This is a genomic window from Solibacillus kalamii (assembly GCF_002174535.1).
Classification (GTDB): domain Bacteria; phylum Bacillota; class Bacilli; order Bacillales_A; family Planococcaceae; genus Solibacillus; species Solibacillus silvestris.
In genome coordinates, this window is record NZ_NHNT01000001.1 from 329,836 (window position 1) to 348,544 (window position 18,709).

Below are 18,709 nucleotides of genomic sequence, written 5' to 3' on the forward strand. Positions count from 1 at the left end.
TCTGCATATGAGATAACTCTTGTTTCTTATAAGGTAATAAGTTGGTGTTTCACGGAAATATTCATAGGTAACTCCAATAAATTATCAATCAGCTTTTCCCCATAGGTATTTAGAAACAAATATGGATTATACAAGCGCTCTTGGTAACTATCATTCGGATATAATAGTGACTGGATTGTTTTATATTGGCGAATTGCTACTTCATACTTTTCTATATTTTGCTGTTCCAGTTTTGAGCGTAAATATTGGAATTGACGTTCATGGTAATTTTTATTCTTCTCCAATAGATCTTCTACATGATAGTTGCCATGCTGCAGATAGCTCGTCAGTTGCTCATACTGCTCTTCCATCTGTTTTTGCATCTGCTCAATTGCCCGCGTTACTTGCTCATCTTTCACACTTTCCACAAATTCAGCTAAATGTTCATCGACTTTTCCTGTTAGCACATCCGTTACAGTCAGCTCTTTTTGTTCTAATAATGCATCAACTTGACGTGTAACAAGCGTTATGCTGATTCTTGGCGCAAATATCGGCATCTGCAGCTGCAACTCATCAAACGCAGGTTTTAATGTAGCCCAATAAGCCAGTTCACCAGGACCGCCAACAAACGCCAGTACCGGAAGCGCCATTTCCTGCATTAATGGGCGGGTAACGACATTATTGCTTAAACATTCAGGAGACTCATTCGCAATAGCTACTAATTCCTCTTTTGAAAAATTGGCATGGGCTGTCACATTTTTAAAATGGCCGCCACTGCGCTCCAACAGAAAACGCTCGCCTTCTTTAATGTAAAATAAATTGGCATTTTGCTCTGAAGCATCAATCGGCATTGCATAGCCTTTCTCGCCGAGCTTTCTTTCCTGCGCTACAACACCTGTTGCAATCGATTCGTTCTTTTCGATCAATTGGACAAAATAGTTTTTTTCATACTTCCTGAACGGCTCATATGTAGCATCCAACATTAATAAGCCATGCTTTTTAAATAAATCATTCATCAGCAACGTAAAGAAATCCGTAAAAGTTTCACTATTTTCCGCATGACTCAAAACACTATTCAATAAGTCCGCTGTATGTTCTGTTTCTCCAAAATCTTTAAATACATTTAATATAAACTGTTGTAGTGCTTCTTTATTCAATTGTGTAGTTGAAGCCATTTTCTTCAGCTTAGAACGTTCACTGTAACCACGTTTTTTCACTTCACCATTTGTCATTGTATACGTATGATTGATCTCTTCTATATCGTGATCTTCACCCGCAATCCAAAACATTGGTACGACCGGTGCATTTAATATTTTTCGTTGTTGTTCTGCCAGTAGAATAACCGAAATTGCTTTATGGACAGAATAGAGAGGCCCCGTCAGCAAACCAGCTTGCTGACCACCCACCACGACTACTGCACCTTGCTCAAGTTCATCTAAATGGTGCGCCGTCTTTTCCGAGATGCCATACCGCTCCATATAACTGCGAATAATTTGTGCAAGCTCTTCCGAACGATATGTTCGATTTTTTAAATATGCGAATCGTTGTCCAAAAGCTTCCTCATTATATTTATATTCAAAAAACGAATGGATATCGGCATTCTCAGACCAATAGTCCGCTAATAGCTTATTCGTTACTGGTGAATTTATTTGTTCTAGCTCCATGAAAATTCTCCTCTACTTCTCTTTACTCAATTTTGAAATTACCTTAATCACTGCTTTATCCCACATTAACGGGTATTAATTTTCTGCCTCGAAAGCTTAATGTTTTCCCGGATACTAGTTTACAGTAAAAGAAAAGTTTAGCCACCTAATCAACCATCATAAACATCATAACTGAATGGGTAATTCCAACAATCCAAATTATAAAATAAGTGATGCTGAACAATAAAAAGTAAAAGCGCCAAATTTTTTTCAGTAATGGCTTTACTTCAATTTCTTTTTTCGTTCGCCAATCAACATATGTAAAAACAATCGCGATTACGAGTACAACAATTAGCATCGGCATTAATATACCAATATTCCATAGTCCTTGTAACGCAATCGGTATCGAAAAAAACATAAGAAATGTTGTAATATCCGCTGCCAAGCCAATCGCTTTATGTTTTTTTATTCGAAGCTTACGGCATATGAGCAGCACAGTGATAAAAGCAATAATCGGGCATACAATAATTGTTGCCACCAAATATTGAAAAAATAATATCACATTTGTTCACCGCTCTCTTCAAATGCTTTCACTAAATAATAAAATGTTTGTAAAACAGGCAATTTTTTCTCATTTTGCTCCGCTTTTTTCAAAATCGCACCTGCTATTGTATCAATCTCGGTTTTGCGATTTGCAAGACGATCAGCCAGCATAGACGATGTATTTTCCGCTGTCTTTTCACAAAGTGCAATGACCTGATTAAAATGGAACGTTTCTTTAAATTGCGGAAACGCCGTCATGAGTTCGTTGTATAAATCTTTCAATAATTGCAATGTATGGCTTTTTGTAATTAGCTGTCCATTTTTCACTTGCAGAATCGCGGTTAACGGATTGATAAAACAATTCAACAATGCTTTCTCCATTAGCATTTTTTCGGCATCCTGTTCGAATACAATCGGAAGCTCGGCCGATGAAAGTCCGTTTAAAAAACTGAACTCACTGCCAGCGCCTTTTGCTACCGCAATTTTCATCATACCTTCCCCTTTATGGGCGACATGGTGCTCCGAAAATTTAAGTGCCCCGAATTGAATCGAGCTAAATGCAATATGCGTTTTATTTAATGCAAGTGCTTCCTCATAATGGGCTAAACCATTCTGTAAAAATAATAATGGAATAGAATCCTTTACATGCTCCATACTTGCATACACTTCATGAAGTTGTCCATATTTTACAGCTACAATGATTAAATCCGCTTTATTTGAAAGCGCCGAAATATATTTCACATTGACGGAAGTAACAGATTGATTTACATTCGTCCTTTCAATCTGTATGTCCTTGCATACCGTTTCCCCCGTAGGTTTCCCGACAATGTACACATCCATATTCTTTTCAGCAAAATAGCTTGCTACTAATAAACCAACTGCACCTGCACCAATGATTTCAATTCGCATTATATTATACCTCAAATTTATTTCGAATTAAAAAGGTCTGCCTTCAAGACAGACCTTTAGCTAAATTTATTATACTGGATATACCGGATGTTTTCGATATGGTAATGCAATTTGTTTCGAATTATAGTAATTAAAACGTTGAATTAATGTATGTCGCAGTTGATTTGGCATGACAATATCATCAATTACCATTTCGGAAGCCAGTTTATATAAGTCGATTTCTTCTTTGTATTCTTCGATTTTTTGTTTCACAAATTGAATCCGCTCTTTCGGATCTTCAATCGCCTCGATCTTATTTGAATAAACAGCATTTACAGCTGCTTCCGGACCCATTACCGCAATTTGGGCAGTCGGCAATGCAATGACTGCATCCGGTTCGAATGCCGGGCCGCACATCGCATAAAGGCCAGCTCCATACGCTTTACGAACGATAACCGAAATTTTCGGTACCGTAGCCGAGCTCATCGCCGATATAAATTTTGCCCCATGTCTGATAATGCCTGCCTTTTCCACTTTTGTACCGATCATAAAGCCCGGTACATCCGCTAAAAATAATAGCGGGATGGAGAATGCATCACAAAGCGTAATAAACTTCGCTGCTTTGTCGGCAGAATCGATAAACAGTACGCCGCCTTTTACTTTCGGCTGATTGGCAATAATGCCTACAACTTGCCCATCAATGCGGGCCAGTCCTGTAATCAGTTCAGAGGCAAATAGCTTTTTAATTTCAAAGAAGCTGCCTTCATCAATCAGCTGTTCGATACATTCATACATATCAAATGGCGCATTCTGATTTTCCGGAATAATCTCTTCCAGCGTTCTCCCGCTTTTCGGTGCCTTTGTTTCATCAATAGGCGGGAATTCCGCAAAGTTTGCAGGGAAATAACTAATATAGCGTCTCGCTTCAAGGATTGCCTGTTCTTCGTTTTCAGCCAATACGTCCCCACATCCACTAACGGTACAGTGCATGCGTGCTCCGCCCATTTCTTCGAGCGAAACCTTTTCACCGATTACTTTTTCAGCCATTCTCGGTGATCCTAAGTACATTGAAGCATTTCCGTCCACCATAATTACGATGTCACAGAAGGCCGGAATATAGGCTCCTCCTGCAGCAGATGGACCGAATAGAATACATATTTGAGGAATCATCCCACTCATACGTACTTGATTATGGAAAATACGGCCTGCCCCGCGTCGCCCAGGGAACATTTCCAGCTGATCTGTAATGCGTGCCCCTGCAGAATCGACTAAGTAAAGCATTGGTACTTGCATTTTTTCCGCAGTCTCTTGAATACGGATTATTTTTTCAACTGTGCGCGAACCCCATGATCCCGCTTTGATTGTAGAGTCATTAGCCATAACACAAACGGTTTGCCCGTCAACTTGCCCGATAGCTGTTACAACTCCATCTGCAGGCAAATCTCCGGCCTCATAATTTGCAAAACGGGCGTCTTCCTCATAAACCCCATCATCAAACAATTGCTTCAAGCGATCCCGGACAAAAAGTTTATTCGTTTCTTTTAACTTTTCGTGATATTTTGGTTGCCCGCCTGCGTATATTTTTTCTATTTTTTGCTGTAAGTGTTCGTTATAAGTAGGCTGTGTCATTATCGTCCCTCCATCACTTAAGCTAATTCTACTAAAATATCATTCTCTTCAACAAAATCACCTTCAGCAACAGTAATTTTTGCTACTGTCCCATCCGCTTCTGCCTCATGCGGGATTTCCATTTTCATCGATTCTAAAATGATGAGTGTCTGCCCTTTTGTCACACTATCCCCTTCTTTAACACTTACCTCAAATACTGTCCCTGCCATTTGTGCTTTTACTTCTGCCATGCGAAAGGCCCCCTTGTTAGAAGATATTTGCGCTACTCGCGCTATGTTTCTACTTCTATTGTAAGTAGCCTTAAAATTAATTACAATTATTTTCTCGAAAAATTATTTTATTTCTATTTACAGCTATTTTTTACTCAACTCGGTTTTCCCTTCGTTAAGGCTACCCCCTGTTGTAGCCACTTCGAAATTTTGTCGTACTCTGATTGTAATTCCGAATACTTCATTTCTAGTTCGTTATAGGCTTCAGTCAATTCTTCAAAACTAGATAACGCCAACTTTAAGTGACTGCGCATTAATTGTTTTGGACGCTTTCTGACACTGTTCAAAACCTGTCCATACTGTGCTCGCAAAGTTTTATTCCATCGGAACCCGCAAGCTTGCTTCGTCCGGTTTAACTCCTGTGCTGCCTGTTCAAAAGCTTCTAGTTGTGTACGTCCGTTTTGAACTGTTTGAATCACAATTTCAGCTAACTTTTCATCGTCTGCAATTGTCCATTGATCTTTCCTTCTTTTTTGCTCCACAGTTGCACCACCTCATATTTTTTACTACTATATGCCATGATGAACAAAATAGACTTAAAAACAAAAAAAGTTACGATAAAAATAGTTTTCATCGTAACTAGGGGAAGTTGATTTCCATTGCGGGTTGAGGCTTTTGTTCCTTTTGCTCAGGTGTTGGTGCTCCTGAGGCAGAAATCGACTCCCCTCCATTCCAATCAACGTACTTCCTATAAATTATTCATAAAGTGTCTGTTAACGGATTACTTTTTCTTCTCGAGGAAGTTCTGTACTGCAGTGTGGTGCGCTTCGGATTCCCACAGTTTTGCGCATAGTTTGATTTCTTCCATCACACGCTCATACATATTGCGCTCACGCCATTTTCGTAATTCAATTTCTTTATATGCCTGATGGACAGAAGGGTGGATTTTCGCCATGTGCTCTATAAAATCTGCGAGAGCCTGCTCTTTCGTCCCTTCAATATACACACGCATTGCCCAACCAATTTCATATAATGTTTGCGCGTCATACGGCTTAGCATCGATCAGCATCTTTAATGCACGATCATGGCGCAGGCCGCGCTCAAATAAATAAGTTCCGCCACCCCATCCGGATGTAATTGCCAGCGTCCCTTGGATGAAGCCGGCTTTTGCATGAGATGAAATGAGGCGGAAATCGCAAGCCGTCGCTATTTCACAACCTCCTCCTACAGCCGCTCCATTTATTAAGGCAATTGTCGGTACTGGCAATGTCGCTAAATCATATAAAATATGCCCCATTTTACTCAGCATGCCAAACGCTTCTCCTTCTGTTTCCAAACTATGAAATTCCGACAAGTCCCCGCCCGAGCAAAATGATTTTTCCCCAGCGCCTGTAATAACTAAAAAGCGCACATCATTATGTTCTTTTATGTATGTAATAACTTCCTTTAATCCATCCATCACCGCATAGTTTATGGCATTTCGTTTTTCCTCGCGATTAATTGTAAATGTTAGAATCCCGTCTTCATTCTGAATTAAGTAATCCACTTGCCCATCCCCTTTAGTAATTATTTCGATATATCAAACTATTCTAATAATAGTTGACCACTATTGTTTTGACAATGTTTCTATGCAAAAACAGAAAAAAGACTAGTTAAGAGCCATGGTCTCTTAACTAGTCTTTATATAGCGCAAATACTGAATTATTTCGCTACTACTTCTTTACCTTTGTATTGTCCGCAAGCTTTGCAAACACGGTGAGATAGTTTAGCTTCTCCACAGTTTGGGCAAGCTACCATACCAGGTACAGATAGTTTGAAATGCGTACGACGCTTTCTTTTTGCAGTTTTAGAAGTTCTTCTAAATGGTACAGCCATTGATGGCACCTCCTTACAGATATTTATTCATCTGTTTGATCAAAATACTTAGCTAAAGCAGCCAGTCTTGGATCCAATTTTGGTTCGTCAACTTCCTTAGCATTTTCTACATCTTCATCCGTTGAATAGTCCCAGCCTTTACCGCCCTGCACTTGTCCTTCGGTATTCTCTTTGAATACTTGCATCGGTACTTCCAGAAGAATTAATTCCTCCAGGACTGGTTTCATATCAACAACGTCACCATCAACATAATGGATATCGCCCTCAACATCCCCGCGGTTTCTCTCATCGGTCCAGCTGAAAACTTCTACCGTTTCAATGTTCACAGGATATTCAACATCTTCCCACGTGCGTGCACATGGAAGCGTCAACGTAGTGCTAATCGTTAATTGACAAGTCATTTGCGATGCACCAAAAGTACAAAGCCCTTTTACATGAACGGGTGAAACGTTTCGAATATCGGTGTTACGATTTTTCACTTCATCCAACTGAACAACTGTATCAATCGGCATTCCGTCTTTTCGAAACTTTGATAATTGATGAATTGACCATTTCATTCGTTAATCACCTCGAGACAACACTGTTTATTATATAGCCCATAAAAAAAGATGTCAAGATAATTTCTTGTCACTATTACAAAACCTGCTTATAATCAAATTAATTCTAACATATTGCAAAGATACATTCATTTCGAACGTATTCATGCGAACAAAAAACTATTTTAGCGTAAGGGGGAAGTTTATGCAAGCCGTCGGTATAGTTGTTGAATATAATCCGTTTCACAATGGCCATCTGCATCACGTAAATGAAGCAAAACGCACAACGAACAGTGATGTTGCGGTTGCTGTTATGAGCGGTCAATTTTTACAGCGAGGAGAGCCCGCACTCGTCGACAAATGGCATCGTACAAAGATGGCACTCGCAAGCGGAGTTGACGTCGTAATCGAACTCCCTTATATTTTCAGCACCGCTCAGGCAACTGGTTTTGCTTCTGGTGCTGTACAACTATTGGAAGCAATGCAGTGCACGACATTGGCATTTGGGAGCGAACAAGGAAGCATCACGCCGTTTCTCAACACTTTTCACTTAATCGAAAGCAATCGGACGCTCTATAACGCCATCATTAAAGAAACAATTCAGCAAGGCAAAAGCTACCCGCAAGCTCTTTTTGCGGCATATGAACAGCTTAAACAACTTTCCCCGAATGCATACATTGATTTAGGGCAACCAAATAATATATTAGGCTTCCATTATGTTGAAGCAATGGAGCAGCTTCAGACAGTTATGAGACCTGCTACCATTCAGCGAATTGCCGCGGGATATCATGATGCAATTGACACAGACAGTGAAATTGCCAGTGCTACCGGGATTCGTCAGGCATTGTTTAGCGGCCAGTCGCTTGAACAGGTAACACAGTATTTACCCGAAGCAAGTATTGAGCAGCTTGGTCACTGGCAGGCAGAACATGGGCGTTTTGCAAGCTGGGAAAGCTTTTGGCCACTTTTACAGTATGCTATTTTAAGACATACTCCACAGCAGTTGAAACAGTATGCAGACGTATCAGAAGGGCTTGAAAACTCGCTTATTAAATATGCAAGATCAAGTGCGAACTTTGTGGAATTTATGAATGCGATGAAATCGAAACGTTATACATGGACAAGACTCCAGCGAATGTTGACACATATTTATTCCGGAGTCACGAAAGAACAGCTGCATGCGTATTCCAGCCCTACATATATTCGGATATTGGGCATGACATCAGCAGGGCAGCAATATATTTCACGTATTAAAAAGTCCCTTTCATTGCCGCTCATCAGCCGAGTTGCAGCTGTCAGTGATCCAATATTGGCCATCGATCTGCACGCAACCCAAATGTACCAATTAGGCATCCAGCAATTTTCAAATAAAAAAATAGACGAAGATTATAAAACTCCGCCTATTCGCTATTAATTTTTCGGTTGTAGTTGATCTAAATAATTTAAGGCGTCATCAATTGTTTTGACAGGAACAACTTTTATGTCGGAATTAATGGCTTTTGCTGTTTGAGCTGCCACCTCATAATTTGAAGTAATGCTTGGGTTATACTCAAGCATTTCTTTTGTTATTTCATCATCAGGGGCAAAGAAAATATCGACACCTTCTTTATCAGCAGAAACAACCTTTTTCTCAATACCGCCAATTCGGCCTACCGTTCCATCCTCCAGCATTTCACCGGTACCTGCAATTTCATAGCCTTTTGTCAGATCTTCATCGATTAGCTGATTTAACAGCTCTAATGTAAACATTAACCCGGCAGATGGTCCGCCAATATCTTCTGTTTTCACAGTCACTTTTGGATCGGTTTTGATTGATTTACTTTCGGAATAGGTGATACCTATGCCAAAACGCCCTTTAGAGCCTGGTATTTCTTTAATCTCCAGCGTTTCGTCAATGAGCTTTCCATCACGTTTTACAACTAGATTAATTTTATCTCCCTTTACTTTCGGTGTAATGATGGTAACGAACGTTTCCAAACTATCAATACGCTCATTATCCACTTCCACAATCTCATCTCCCGGCTTTAGATGCCCGTCAGCAGCACCTTCTGCAAGAACATTCAATACATAAAGTCCTTTGTAGGTCACCTGATAATCAAGCCCCGCTCGATTGAACGCTACATACGTTGCATTAAACTGGGAGTCCGTCATATATTTCAATTGACGAACATTATATTCTTCGTCATCCTCTTCTTCTTGTCGCACATCTGTTAATTTTACAATATCATAATAATCCGCGACAGCTGCCATCGCATAAGTTAACGGGGTTGCCTGCCCCATTGCAACGGTCGTCATATAAAAAGAACCTTCATCGTCCGGATCCCCATTCTGAATCGCCAGAAAATCGCTTACATTATATGTACCACCCGGTTTTGTAATATAATAATCCAACCTATAAAAAGACAAACCCATTAATATAACTAAAAACAGGCCGAATGCTATTTTCCCTTTATTCCCCATGTATTTAAACTCCTCTATAATTAATCAATTTCGCATTGGCGCAATTGTATCAGGACCAATTTTTGTAAGCCGTGATCAAATAATAAAGACGAATTAATGTCAAAATTCGTTCCTTTAAAATTATGTTCCGGCTAGTTGAAATACTAATTTAATCTTCAATTGCATACAATTAGTGTAGCATTTGAACGAGCGAATGACAAAATATTGAAAAGGATGAAGAATATTTGGACAATCCTTTTATGCATCACATTAATTAGTTTATTATTATTCTTTCCGGAAATGACACATGTAGGCGCAGACATTGGTGTATCGCTTTTTATGGAAGCTTTATTTCCCTATTTACTGCCGTATTTAGTGTTAACAACATGGCTTTTAAAATTGACGCATTCTTACAACAGTGCGCCATTTATCGTTTTTTTACAAACTTACGGAATTAGTGCAGTCGGAGGGTACCCTACAGGTGCTGCTACAATTACGCAACTCGTGAAACGTAATTCGATCACAAAGCAGCAGGCTGCCTATTTGCTCGGTATTTGCCATTGTCCAAGCCCGCTTTTTTTATTCGGCTTTGTCGGAAGCGACTTATTAAATTCTACAACATTCAGCTGGCAATATTTAATTTTACTACATAGCTTTTCATTCATTTTATTGGTTGCCGTATATTTAATTTGCCCTCCGCTTTCAAAAGAAGTGCATAAAGCACCAAAAGATCCGACACCTTTTACGTCAAGTATTAAGGAAAGTGCTCCGACAATATTAATTGTTGCAACAACAATCATTTTTTTTACGACGATTTACCAAGTGTTTCTACATAGTGTCGAAGTTGTTTTCGAATCAATTCCTACCTATTTAGAAATTGGAATTGCCAGCTTTCTTGAAGTGACGAACGGATTACATTTGCTCCACCAGCAGCTCTATGGCGACATGCTTATTTTTTTCACAGTTGTATTCTTGACGACTCAAAGTTTAAGTATTCACCTGCAAGTAATCGTAATCGCCCGCTCTGCTAATATTGCGATTCGTCCGTATATTTTCACTCGTATTGTTTACAGTATCGTCATCCCAATATTATTTTTCCTGTTGTTTTTATAAGAGAGGGGTTTTATTATCTTCCGGCGATTTCCTTTGTGAAAAAAAGAGCTTCTGTGTAAGGAAAAATCCTTACACAGAAGCTCTTTTTTATTTAGCGAATTTTTCTTTCAGTGCCTGTTCGACGATGGCTGGTACGAGTTCACTTACATTTCCGCCGTATTTGGCTACTTCTTTGACGATGCTTGAACTTAAAAATGAATACTGATTTTTTGACATGATGAAGAATGTCTCGATATTTTCATCAAGCACTCGGTTCATCGAAGTAATCTGCATTTCATATTCAAAGTCGGAAACGGCGCGTAAGCCACGTACAATGGCTTTCGCCTTCTTTTCACGGGCATAATCGATCAGCAGTCCCGAAGAAGTTTCGATTCGAATATTCGGCAAATCTTTTGTTACTTCTTTAATTAAGGCTGTACGCTCTTCAATTGAAAATAGTGGTTTTTTTGATGAGTTATTTAATACTGCGACATATACTGTGTCAAAAACATCGGCTGCCCGACGAATGATGTCAATATGACCATTCGTAATCGGATCAAAACTTCCAGGTACTACTGCGATTTTTTCTGTCAAACGATTTCTCCCTCTTCCTCTACATGACGATAAATAGAAATGATCGTACTGCCGTATTCTTCTTGTCTTACTAGGTGAAAGCGGCCGTAGTTTTCCGGCAATGTAACTTCTGTAGAATGTTCGCACATAATGATGGCATCTTGCGCCAACTTCCCGCCCTCAACAAGTGTTTCGACTAAGTCATAATATTCTTTTTTGTGATATGGCGGATCCAAAAATAAATAGTCAATGACAATATCTCTTTTTAATAAGGCCTTCACCGCACGCATCGCATCTGTACGGAAAAGTTCAGATACATCCTCATAACGGCATTTTTTTATATTTTCCTGAAGCACTTGGAAAGCACGGGCATCTTTCTCGATAAACAGCGCATGATCTGCCCCGCGACTTAGTGTTTCGATACCAAGCCCGCCGCTCCCTGCAAATAAATCAACCGCCAAACCGCCATTAAAGAATGGGCCGATCATATTAAAAATGGATTCCTTGACTTTATCTGTTGTCGGTCGTGTTGTATTTCCCGCAATTGCCTTTAATGGCATCCCTTTTCTGTCTCCTGCGACAACGCGCATGATTTCCACCAAACTTTCCTTCTAAATCATCTAACATTTTTTAAGGAGCCGAAATATTAATTCGGTCCTCCGTTTTTTCAATTTCAACTAGAAACAAACGCTGTAACCACGATTCCTCAATGAAATATTGGCCAGCTACTTGTTTAACCGGTAAAGATACCGTGTCATAGCGTCGCTGATTAAATACATAAAAACCCGGTTCATTCGGAAATCTGAATTCACGTGTTTCACTTACTACATAATACCCATGTTCTCCTATACTTACATCATAACCGATCGATTCCAGCAGTATATCTGCCCCGTACAATACTTCACCATCTTTTAAGACGACTTGAACGGCAGGCTGCTTTTCCGAATTGACATATAGTTGACGCGGGTCATTATATAGAAACGGATAGGATTTTTCTGATTGTGCATTCATCGAAATATATTTCGTAGAAGCATCCAATACTTCAGACAACTTCTTGTCGAGCAGTTCTCCGCTGATCGTTTTACCTTCCAGTGCCCGTAAACGTTCTTGCCACTCCTTCAGTTGCCCGTCCGTTAATTGGCCAGTAATTGTTGCAGCGACTTCTTTTGTTTTCTCGCCGCCAAATACAGTACCCGTTAAAAAGGATGCCATTAATTCTTTCAGCCAATGCGGACTGTCACCAAAATCATAGGTTGCTTCCAGTTGTATAAGCAGGACATTTTGTTGCACCTTCGCCACTGTCACATTTGGTACAAAAATCATACGGAACCCATCGACACCATCTGTATTTGTTCCATTAACGATGGCAAGATGTTCATTGCTTAAAAAGTTAACTTTTTCAAGCTTTTCATAAAATGCAGCTTTCAATGGGGTTCTTGAATAAATAGAGACAGCACCCATTTCATTTTGCAGCGCAAAGTCTCCATCTTGCCAAAACAGATCTTTCACAGGGCCTTCTCCACTGAACATGGAATAGTTGACAAGTGATAAATTTTGCTCACCGATTAACGGCAAACCCGTTACCCACTGCCCTTTCACATCTTTTTCTGTGGAAATATGAACCGTAGAAAACTGAACATCACCGTTTTTTAACGTAGCAAATACATTTTTCATAAGCTGACGAGACTGTAAGCCGTCCTTTAATGGGATGACATAGGAAATCGATTGCGCCCTCGTTTCTCCAGCTTTAAACTTCGTGGAATCTTCACTTAGTCGAGCACAGCTATGTTCATTTTCTATAAAACAATCAGGATTGATGGAAGCTTTCGGCCATTCAATCGTCAATTCTTCATTCGGTAAATTTTTAAAATGCTGACGAATATCCAAGCTTTCGTCTCGGTACACAATTTCAATTTCCTGAGAATAACGATAGCCTTTTTCAGCTGAGTCCACTTCCTCCGAATAAACTTGGAACTGCATAAAAAGTATAGTTCCGATTAGTATCGTTAAAAATGAAAAAATACTAACGGCAATTTTCAAGTGCCTGACCTCCTGCATCATGTTACTATTATAAAGAAAGGATGTGCTAAAAAATGATTCAACAATTTATCGAACTCGGTCAAGGCTATGGCGATATATATGAGCTTTGCGAACTGGTCAAAACAAATGAGCATCGATTCCATAACGCATTTATTTTCACTGCAACTCGTGATGGCAATTCAGTCGCTTCACTAGCCGTGGCTTTTAAACCATCAGGTGAAAGCAAATTCATGCCAATATATATTTGCCGCGAAGGGATTCCATATAACGAGGAAAAACTGTCAAAGCGAATTGAGATATTTAAACAAACGATTCAAGATGTTAAGCAGCAAGAAAACATTCTTGAAATTAAACACTCATCTGTTTTTTCGGAAAAAAATCAATATTATCAATACTTAATTGGTATTTTGAGATTAAACCGATACATACCACCGATGCAATAATAGAAAAATTATAAACCTATTTTATAATCGTATTCTTTTGCCTTATCCGGCTTTGCATTTTCAAATTCATTTTTAACAAATGGACGGTATGATTCCACAACGTCTTTCACAAATGGAAGGCGTTGTATTTTACTTTTCAATGTTTCGATCTCGTCCCGATTACAATAAATTACAACATATTTTAATCTCCTGGAGATGAAATTTACGTGACCATACTTCCTTAACGACTTCGCATGTTTTAATTGATGAACGTATATAATTAAACCTTGTCTTTCATTCATGGAAAACTCCCCGTTTCTTCATAAAAATATTTATATTCAGCCAAATCATGCAACAAAATCCTTTAAATTACCTCAGTTTCAAGCCGTCTTTTTCACTAAAAGCATACCAAATGTGCAAATTGTTAGCAACAGAGTTTAGACAGTTCCACTTCTTTTCCGTTATAATGGAAAATAGTAGAGTGAGATATACACTTCATACTATTTCAAGCTTTTTACACTCATTTATTGCACATAGCTTTCAACGAAACAATGTACGGTTAGAGGAGGACGAATTTAATGGGTAAGAAGACAAAAGTAGCTTTAGCAATCGCGGCGGCTAGTGCGGCGGCATGGGCAGGAACAAAAGCGATTTCAAAGCCGCAAAAACGTGAATCAAAAGAAGCATTACAATTTGAACGTCCAATTATTATCGCACAACATGGTGGCGCGGGTCTGGCACCTGAACATTCGTTACTTGCTTTTGAACGAGCAGCGGAAATCGGTGTGGATGGCTTTACAGTAAGTGTCCGCCTTTCAAAAGATGAAGAAATTATCGCTTTTCATGATGCAACGGTAGACCGCACAACTAATGGCTCTGGCTTTATTAAAGATTTTACATTCGAACAATTAAAAGAACTCAATATCGGCTATAACTTTGAAGATTTAGAAGGTGCTTTCCCTTACAGAGAACAGCATGTACTGGCCGTGACATTACGCCAATTAATCGAAACATATCCAGATAAACTATTTATCGTAAACATCCAAGATAGTCCAGACACATATGAAGGTAGTTTAATGCCTTCTAAACTATGGCGGTTAATCGAAGAATTGAATATTCAATATCAAGTGATTGTGACAAGTCCTTATAGCGAACAAATCGACCGCTTCAATCTGTATGCACAAAACCGCATCGCTCTTGGTGCCGGTGAAGGCGACATTAAAAAGGCGATGACTTCATTTACAAGTCAATTCGGTCATTTGTATCATCCAAAAGTAGACTTGTTCATCGTTCCATTAAAACAGGGTGTTTTCAATTATGATTCACCGCGCTTTGTTAAGTTTTTATCGGAACTTAATGTGCCGACGATCTACAGCGACATTGATGATCTTGTAACAATGAACCGTGTCATCCGACAAGGAGCAATGGGTATCGTGACAAACCGTCCCGATATCGCAGAAGTGATCATCCAAAAAGTATCGCAATAACCAAGGGCTATAGCGCCCGTTTAATTCCGAGTGGGCAAATCGCCACATCCTTGTGGCATGCCGCCAATGACTCACATCGTGTGAGCCCAAGCCATTGGAAGACCCGACGCAAAAGTAAACGTTCCACCACTTTTGCACGGAGGGGCTTAATGGTGCGAGGAGTTGGCGCTTTAGCCTAGATGGCAATCATAACAAAAGCTCCCGAAATTTTCGGGAGCTCTTTTTATTTCATTAGGCTGAACACGAACAACCGCCACCTGTACCGCATCCGCTGCCACAAGAAGAACTGCTGGCAAAAAACGGATTGCTTACCGGAACTTTTACAGCTTCCGAAACGGAATGGCCAATGAGAAGGCTGATTTCATCGAGAAGATCCTGAAAATCATTTTCCGCCACCTTCAGTGCTGCGATTTGTTCATTCATATCGATCAGACGCTTTTCTGTTCGAATTTTTTTCATAATTATATTGTAATCAGGATGATATTTGCCAAAGCGTTGTACATCCTCATATTGGTCTTTTAATCGTTGAAAGGCCATAATTTGTGCGCTTAATTCCGCATCCTCGTAGACTGCCTTTTTCGCAAGACGAAGGTTTTCGGCTTGCTCAGAGGAAAGGATCATCGCATTTAATTCATCGACCTCATCTAAAATAAAAACCCAATCAGAAGTCATGAGCATTGTTTATTCCTCCAATCTCACTTTATCATAACAGAATTGAAGGGAAAATCAATGATTGTTCAACCTACGTTTTTCCAATTGTCTTATCATTTCCCGAACAAATACTAAATCGGAAAAGTATTTTTGTTTGTCTCCAATTTGCTGTGTTTTTTCATGACCTTTACCTAGCAGTACGATTGTATCGCCTTTTTCCGCATAATTAAGTGCATGCTCAATGGCTTCTTTCCGGTTGAGGCACTCAATATACTCCTGTGTAGAAGAAAAGCCTTCGCGGATCTGTTTATTGATCTGCTGCGGATTTTCATTACGAGCATTATCGGTCGTTAAAATAATATAATCCGCATAAATTGATGCAATCATTCCCATTTTTGGACGTTTTGCCTTGTCTCGGTTACCGCCGCAACTAAACATGACAATTAATCGGCGCTTTGTATGTTTTTTCAATGTCTGTAAAATCATTTTCATCGCATCCGGTGTATGTGCATAATCAACGACGATCGATAAGCCTAACTGATTTTCCACATGCTCAAAACGACCCTCAGGCAATACTAAATTTCCGATTGTATTGCAGATGTCACTTAAAGGAAAATCAAGCTGTGCAATACAGCTGATCGCTGCAAGCACATTGCTGCATTGATAGTCTCCCACTAACGGGATGTTCACTATATGCTTCTCTTTCTTATGCTGAATACAGCAAGTCGTTGATGCTGGTCCGTCAACCAGCGTTTGGAAAAAGTAGTCGACATGGCTCCCCTTGCCGAAAAAAATACGCTTGCCTTTTGTCGCTAAACCGATTGAACGACAAACACTGTCATCACTGTTTATAATATTTTTTTTCGCCAAAGTCGATAAAATCTGTTTGGATAGTTTGTAGCGTTCAAAACTACCATGGTCTTCAATATGATCTTCTGTCACATTCAAGAAAATACCGATATCAATATCACAATGATCCAGACGGTGCTTTTCCAGACCAATGGACGAAGCTTCCAGAACAACGTAAGGAACATCAAGGCGGATTGCTTCTTTAAATAAAAATTGAATATTTTTCGCCTGTAATGTTGTTAGTGCTTCCATTTCCGGATAACATTTTTCCCGGTCGATAAAAACACCATTTGTACCGATCACCATAGCGCGCTTATCCAACTGGTTTAAAATTTGTCCGATAAAATGTGTAACAGTTGTTTTGCCGTTTGTTCCCGTTACTGCGATTACGGTTAATGCTTCGGCGGGGAAATTATAAATTTTTGCACTTGCATAGGCAATAAAACTTAAACAGTTCGGTACCCAAATAATCGGTACAGGTAAATCCGCTTCATTAAAGTAATTTTCATCATCTACTACAATTGCTGCTGCGCCCTTTTCCAAAGCGCTATCAATATACGAAATACCACTCGAATTATTTCCCTTCCTGGCGATAAAAGCATCTCCAGGTAAAATAAGATTCGCATCGTCTTCCACTCGTTTTATTTCCACTCTAATGGAGCCCTTCATAGTGCACGGCCAGTCTTTAATTAATTCTCCAATTTGCACGGTTTCACTCCTTACCCTACTTTATGAAGACAAAAAAAAAACGCTACATTTCGCAGCGTTTAATTTTTAATTTATTTCATTTTGTTTCACATACAGCTGTGTATAGTAATTCATAAAAGCTCCTGAACCGATATGCGTAAATTCCTCATCCATCAGCAATGTCCGATGCTCTTTGGAGTTCATCCAGCCATGAATTACCTCAATGGCATCTTTATAATTTGTTGCAACATTGACACCATGCCGCTCATAATTTTGCTGTACTTCATTCAACTGGTCTCCAATCGCATATTCATCATTTGTGATTTGAGAATCCATCATTTCCAAAAACATATGTTCACTATTATAATCCGCCAAGGAAGCGAGCGTGTCTGTAGGCAATAATTTCGGTAACCCATATTCTACACGCAAGGAATTTGCCAAATCCGTCAATTGTCTCCGATTCGCCAAATTGATGTCAATTTGCATATAGCTGGACGGCGTGCTTGCTTCATAGAGCTCCCCTATAAATTGCATTTCATATGGCTTATGTAATACGAGTGTTTCCCCATCCAGAAAACGGACACTGTGTAATTGATTCGTTTCATGATCTATGTATAATTGTGCATATAAATTATCATATTTTACTAAAATACGTTCATGTAAGTCTTGTTCATTCATTGCAAATATATAAATATTATCACCGATTTCGACCGTTATCTCCTGCCCCAGTACTGTCGTCCGATATATATCGTCCAGTGGCTCCCCGACTAAAAACGGTGCAATATCGATTTCGCTATTATTTGTATAAATCTGATTTACCCTATTTTCCTTCATACTGACCATTAATAGTCCATTGTCTATATCGTAAATCCACCATTCATATCCATATTCTGATGGATCGATTCTCTTCGGGGTACTGTATGTTTCCAATACTTCTTTCGATGTTTTTCCTATTAATGTAGAAATACCGGTAGCTGGCCGCGGAAGAAACTGATCAGACGGCATAGAAGGTTCAAGTTCAACTACGGGTTTCGTAATGCTCGGCGGACCTTCCAATAATTCTGTTTGAGAGGACTCTTCATTTGAATAATAAATAATAATCCCGATACAAGTAGCAATAATTAATATGCGAAATAAAACTTTCATTAAAATCCTCCAACACTATTT

The 18,709-nt window shown here is 39.4% G+C and carries 21 protein-coding genes; 4 read left to right on the forward strand and 17 right to left on the reverse strand.

The features are described from left to right. Positions 1-26: 26 nt before the first annotated feature. The 9 genes from bshC to CBM15_RS01620 form a co-directional block, all read right to left on the reverse strand. Positions 27-1,643, reverse strand: a complete 1,617-nt coding sequence (gene bshC, locus CBM15_RS01580; protein WP_087615483.1) for a bacillithiol biosynthesis cysteine-adding enzyme BshC — start codon at positions 1,641-1,643, stop codon at positions 27-29. Positions 1,644-1,788: 145 nt separating this feature from the next. Continuing rightward, positions 1,789-2,184, reverse strand: a complete 396-nt coding sequence (locus CBM15_RS01585) for a DUF3397 domain-containing protein (protein WP_008403407.1) — start codon at positions 2,182-2,184, stop codon at positions 1,789-1,791. Then, entirely contained in the window at positions 2,181-3,074 is an 894-nt protein-coding gene (locus CBM15_RS01590; protein WP_087615484.1) for a ketopantoate reductase family protein, read from the reverse strand. Before CBM15_RS01590 ends, CBM15_RS01585 begins: the two co-directional genes overlap by 4 nt. A gap of 69 nt (positions 3,075-3,143) precedes the next feature. Continuing rightward, complete coding sequence (locus CBM15_RS01595) at positions 3,144-4,682, reverse strand: acyl-CoA carboxylase subunit beta (RefSeq protein ID WP_087615485.1); 1,539 nt, start codon at positions 4,680-4,682, stop codon at positions 3,144-3,146. A gap of 17 nt (positions 4,683-4,699) precedes the next feature. Beyond that, positions 4,700-4,912: an acetyl-CoA carboxylase biotin carboxyl carrier protein subunit gene (locus CBM15_RS01600; protein ID WP_079524997.1), complete on the reverse strand. Its 213-nt coding sequence runs from the start codon at positions 4,910-4,912 to the stop codon at positions 4,700-4,702. A gap of 134 nt (positions 4,913-5,046) precedes the next feature. Then, the gene (locus tag CBM15_RS01605; RefSeq protein WP_008403412.1) at positions 5,047-5,433 is read right to left on the reverse strand and encodes a transcriptional regulator; all 387 of its coding nucleotides are present in this window, start codon (positions 5,431-5,433) and stop codon (positions 5,047-5,049) included. Between the two features lie 239 nt (positions 5,434-5,672). Continuing rightward, on the reverse strand, positions 5,673-6,437 hold the full coding sequence (locus tag CBM15_RS01610) for an enoyl-CoA hydratase/isomerase family protein (RefSeq protein WP_087615486.1): 765 nt from the start codon (positions 6,435-6,437) through the stop codon (positions 5,673-5,675). Between the two features lie 155 nt (positions 6,438-6,592). Next, the gene (gene rpmF, locus CBM15_RS01615) at positions 6,593-6,766 is read right to left on the reverse strand and encodes a 50S ribosomal protein L32 (protein ID WP_008403415.1); all 174 of its coding nucleotides are present in this window, start codon (positions 6,764-6,766) and stop codon (positions 6,593-6,595) included. Between the two features lie 23 nt (positions 6,767-6,789). Continuing rightward, positions 6,790-7,323, reverse strand: coding sequence for a YceD family protein (locus CBM15_RS01620; RefSeq protein WP_087615487.1), 534 nt, complete (start codon positions 7,321-7,323; stop codon positions 6,790-6,792). Positions 7,324-7,507: 184 nt separating this feature from the next. On the opposite strand from CBM15_RS01620, the gene CBM15_RS01625 reads away from it, so the two are divergent. Next, complete coding sequence (locus CBM15_RS01625; RefSeq protein WP_087615488.1) at positions 7,508-8,716, forward strand: nucleotidyltransferase; 1,209 nt, start codon at positions 7,508-7,510, stop codon at positions 8,714-8,716. Here CBM15_RS01625 and CBM15_RS01630 read toward each other — a convergent pair. Continuing rightward, a complete protein-coding gene (locus CBM15_RS01630) occupies positions 8,713-9,762 on the reverse strand; it encodes a SepM family pheromone-processing serine protease (protein ID WP_087615489.1) in 1,050 nt (349 codons plus the stop codon). The genes CBM15_RS01625 and CBM15_RS01630 overlap by 4 nt on opposite strands. Positions 9,763-9,975: 213 nt before the next feature. Here CBM15_RS01630 and CBM15_RS01635 point away from each other — a divergent pair, with 213 nt between their 5' ends. Further along, complete coding sequence (locus tag CBM15_RS01635; protein WP_087615490.1) at positions 9,976-10,854, forward strand: hypothetical protein; 879 nt, start codon at positions 9,976-9,978, stop codon at positions 10,852-10,854. 87 nt (positions 10,855-10,941) lie between these two features. Here CBM15_RS01635 and coaD read toward each other — a convergent pair whose 3' ends face one another. From coaD to CBM15_RS01650, 3 genes are read right to left on the reverse strand one after another with little or no spacing between them, the layout of a single operon-like run. Beyond that, positions 10,942-11,427, reverse strand: coding sequence for a pantetheine-phosphate adenylyltransferase (coaD, locus tag CBM15_RS01640; RefSeq protein ID WP_008403425.1), 486 nt, complete (start codon positions 11,425-11,427; stop codon positions 10,942-10,944). Then, the gene (gene rsmD / locus CBM15_RS01645) at positions 11,424-11,996 is read right to left on the reverse strand and encodes a 16S rRNA (guanine(966)-N(2))-methyltransferase RsmD (protein ID WP_008403427.1); all 573 of its coding nucleotides are present in this window, start codon (positions 11,994-11,996) and stop codon (positions 11,424-11,426) included. Before rsmD ends, coaD begins: the two co-directional genes overlap by 4 nt. 40 nt (positions 11,997-12,036) lie before the next feature. Then, on the reverse strand, positions 12,037-13,446 hold the full coding sequence (locus tag CBM15_RS01650; protein ID WP_087615491.1) for an RNA polymerase II: 1,410 nt from the start codon (positions 13,444-13,446) through the stop codon (positions 12,037-12,039). Between the two features lie 53 nt (positions 13,447-13,499). Here CBM15_RS01650 and CBM15_RS01655 point away from each other — a divergent pair, with 53 nt between their 5' ends. Beyond that, complete coding sequence (locus tag CBM15_RS01655) at positions 13,500-13,889, forward strand: DUF7147 family protein (protein ID WP_087615492.1); 390 nt, start codon at positions 13,500-13,502, stop codon at positions 13,887-13,889. Positions 13,890-13,897: 8 nt separating this feature from the next. On the opposite strand, the gene CBM15_RS01660 is transcribed toward CBM15_RS01655, so the two are convergent. Beyond that, on the reverse strand, positions 13,898-14,170 hold the full coding sequence (locus CBM15_RS01660) for a YlbG family protein (RefSeq protein WP_087615493.1): 273 nt from the start codon (positions 14,168-14,170) through the stop codon (positions 13,898-13,900). A gap of 276 nt (positions 14,171-14,446) precedes the next feature. Between CBM15_RS01660 and CBM15_RS01665 the strand changes: the two genes are divergently transcribed. Then, positions 14,447-15,355 (forward strand): glycerophosphodiester phosphodiesterase family protein, encoded by a 909-nt coding sequence (locus CBM15_RS01665; RefSeq protein WP_087615494.1) that lies wholly within the window; start codon positions 14,447-14,449, stop codon positions 15,353-15,355. Positions 15,356-15,586: 231 nt separating this feature from the next. Here the strand turns inward: CBM15_RS01665 and CBM15_RS01670 are convergent, their stop codons facing one another. The 3 genes from CBM15_RS01670 to CBM15_RS01680 form a co-directional block, all read right to left on the reverse strand. Then, positions 15,587-16,033, reverse strand: a complete 447-nt coding sequence (locus tag CBM15_RS01670; RefSeq protein WP_008403432.1) for a YlbF/YmcA family competence regulator — start codon at positions 16,031-16,033, stop codon at positions 15,587-15,589. 48 nt (positions 16,034-16,081) lie between these two features. After that, positions 16,082-17,563 (reverse strand): UDP-N-acetylmuramoyl-L-alanyl-D-glutamate--2,6-diaminopimelate ligase, encoded by a 1,482-nt coding sequence (locus CBM15_RS01675; protein ID WP_008403433.1) that lies wholly within the window; start codon positions 17,561-17,563, stop codon positions 16,082-16,084. Between the two features lie 66 nt (positions 17,564-17,629). Continuing rightward, a complete protein-coding gene (locus CBM15_RS01680) occupies positions 17,630-18,688 on the reverse strand; it encodes a CAP domain-containing protein (protein WP_087615495.1) in 1,059 nt (352 codons plus the stop codon). Positions 18,689-18,709: the final 21 nt, after the last annotated feature.

Bases quoted from the DNA above. Each gene is read 5' to 3' on its own strand.
- bshC (WP_087615483.1), bottom strand. From the start codon at position 1,643: ATGGAGCTAGAACAAATAAATTCACCAGTAACGAATAAGCTATTAGCG.
- CBM15_RS01590 (WP_087615484.1), bottom strand. From the start codon at position 3,074: ATGCGAATTGAAATCATTGGTGCAGGTGCAGTTGGTTTATTAGTAGCA.
- CBM15_RS01595 (WP_087615485.1), bottom strand. From the start codon at position 4,682: ATGACACAGCCTACTTATAACGAACACTTACAGCAAAAAATAGAAAAA.
- CBM15_RS01600 (WP_079524997.1), bottom strand. From the start codon at position 4,912: ATGGCAGAAGTAAAAGCACAAATGGCAGGGACAGTATTTGAGGTAAGT.
- rpmF (WP_008403415.1), bottom strand. From the start codon at position 6,766: ATGGCTGTACCATTTAGAAGAACTTCTAAAACTGCAAAAAGAAAGCGT.
- CBM15_RS01620 (WP_087615487.1), bottom strand. From the start codon at position 7,323: ATGAAATGGTCAATTCATCAATTATCAAAGTTTCGAAAAGACGGAATG.
- CBM15_RS01625 (WP_087615488.1), top strand. From the start codon at position 7,508: ATGCAAGCCGTCGGTATAGTTGTTGAATATAATCCGTTTCACAATGGC.
- CBM15_RS01630 (WP_087615489.1), bottom strand. From the start codon at position 9,762: ATGGGGAATAAAGGGAAAATAGCATTCGGCCTGTTTTTAGTTATATTA.
- CBM15_RS01635 (WP_087615490.1), top strand. From the start codon at position 9,976: ATGAAGAATATTTGGACAATCCTTTTATGCATCACATTAATTAGTTTA.
- rsmD (WP_008403427.1), bottom strand. From the start codon at position 11,996: ATGCGCGTTGTCGCAGGAGACAGAAAAGGGATGCCATTAAAGGCAATT.
- CBM15_RS01655 (WP_087615492.1), top strand. From the start codon at position 13,500: ATGATTCAACAATTTATCGAACTCGGTCAAGGCTATGGCGATATATAT.
- CBM15_RS01660 (WP_087615493.1), bottom strand. From the start codon at position 14,170: ATGAATGAAAGACAAGGTTTAATTATATACGTTCATCAATTAAAACAT.
- CBM15_RS01665 (WP_087615494.1), top strand. From the start codon at position 14,447: ATGGGTAAGAAGACAAAAGTAGCTTTAGCAATCGCGGCGGCTAGTGCG.
- CBM15_RS01670 (WP_008403432.1), bottom strand. From the start codon at position 16,033: ATGCTCATGACTTCTGATTGGGTTTTTATTTTAGATGAGGTCGATGAA.
- CBM15_RS01680 (WP_087615495.1), bottom strand. From the start codon at position 18,688: ATGAAAGTTTTATTTCGCATATTAATTATTGCTACTTGTATCGGGATT.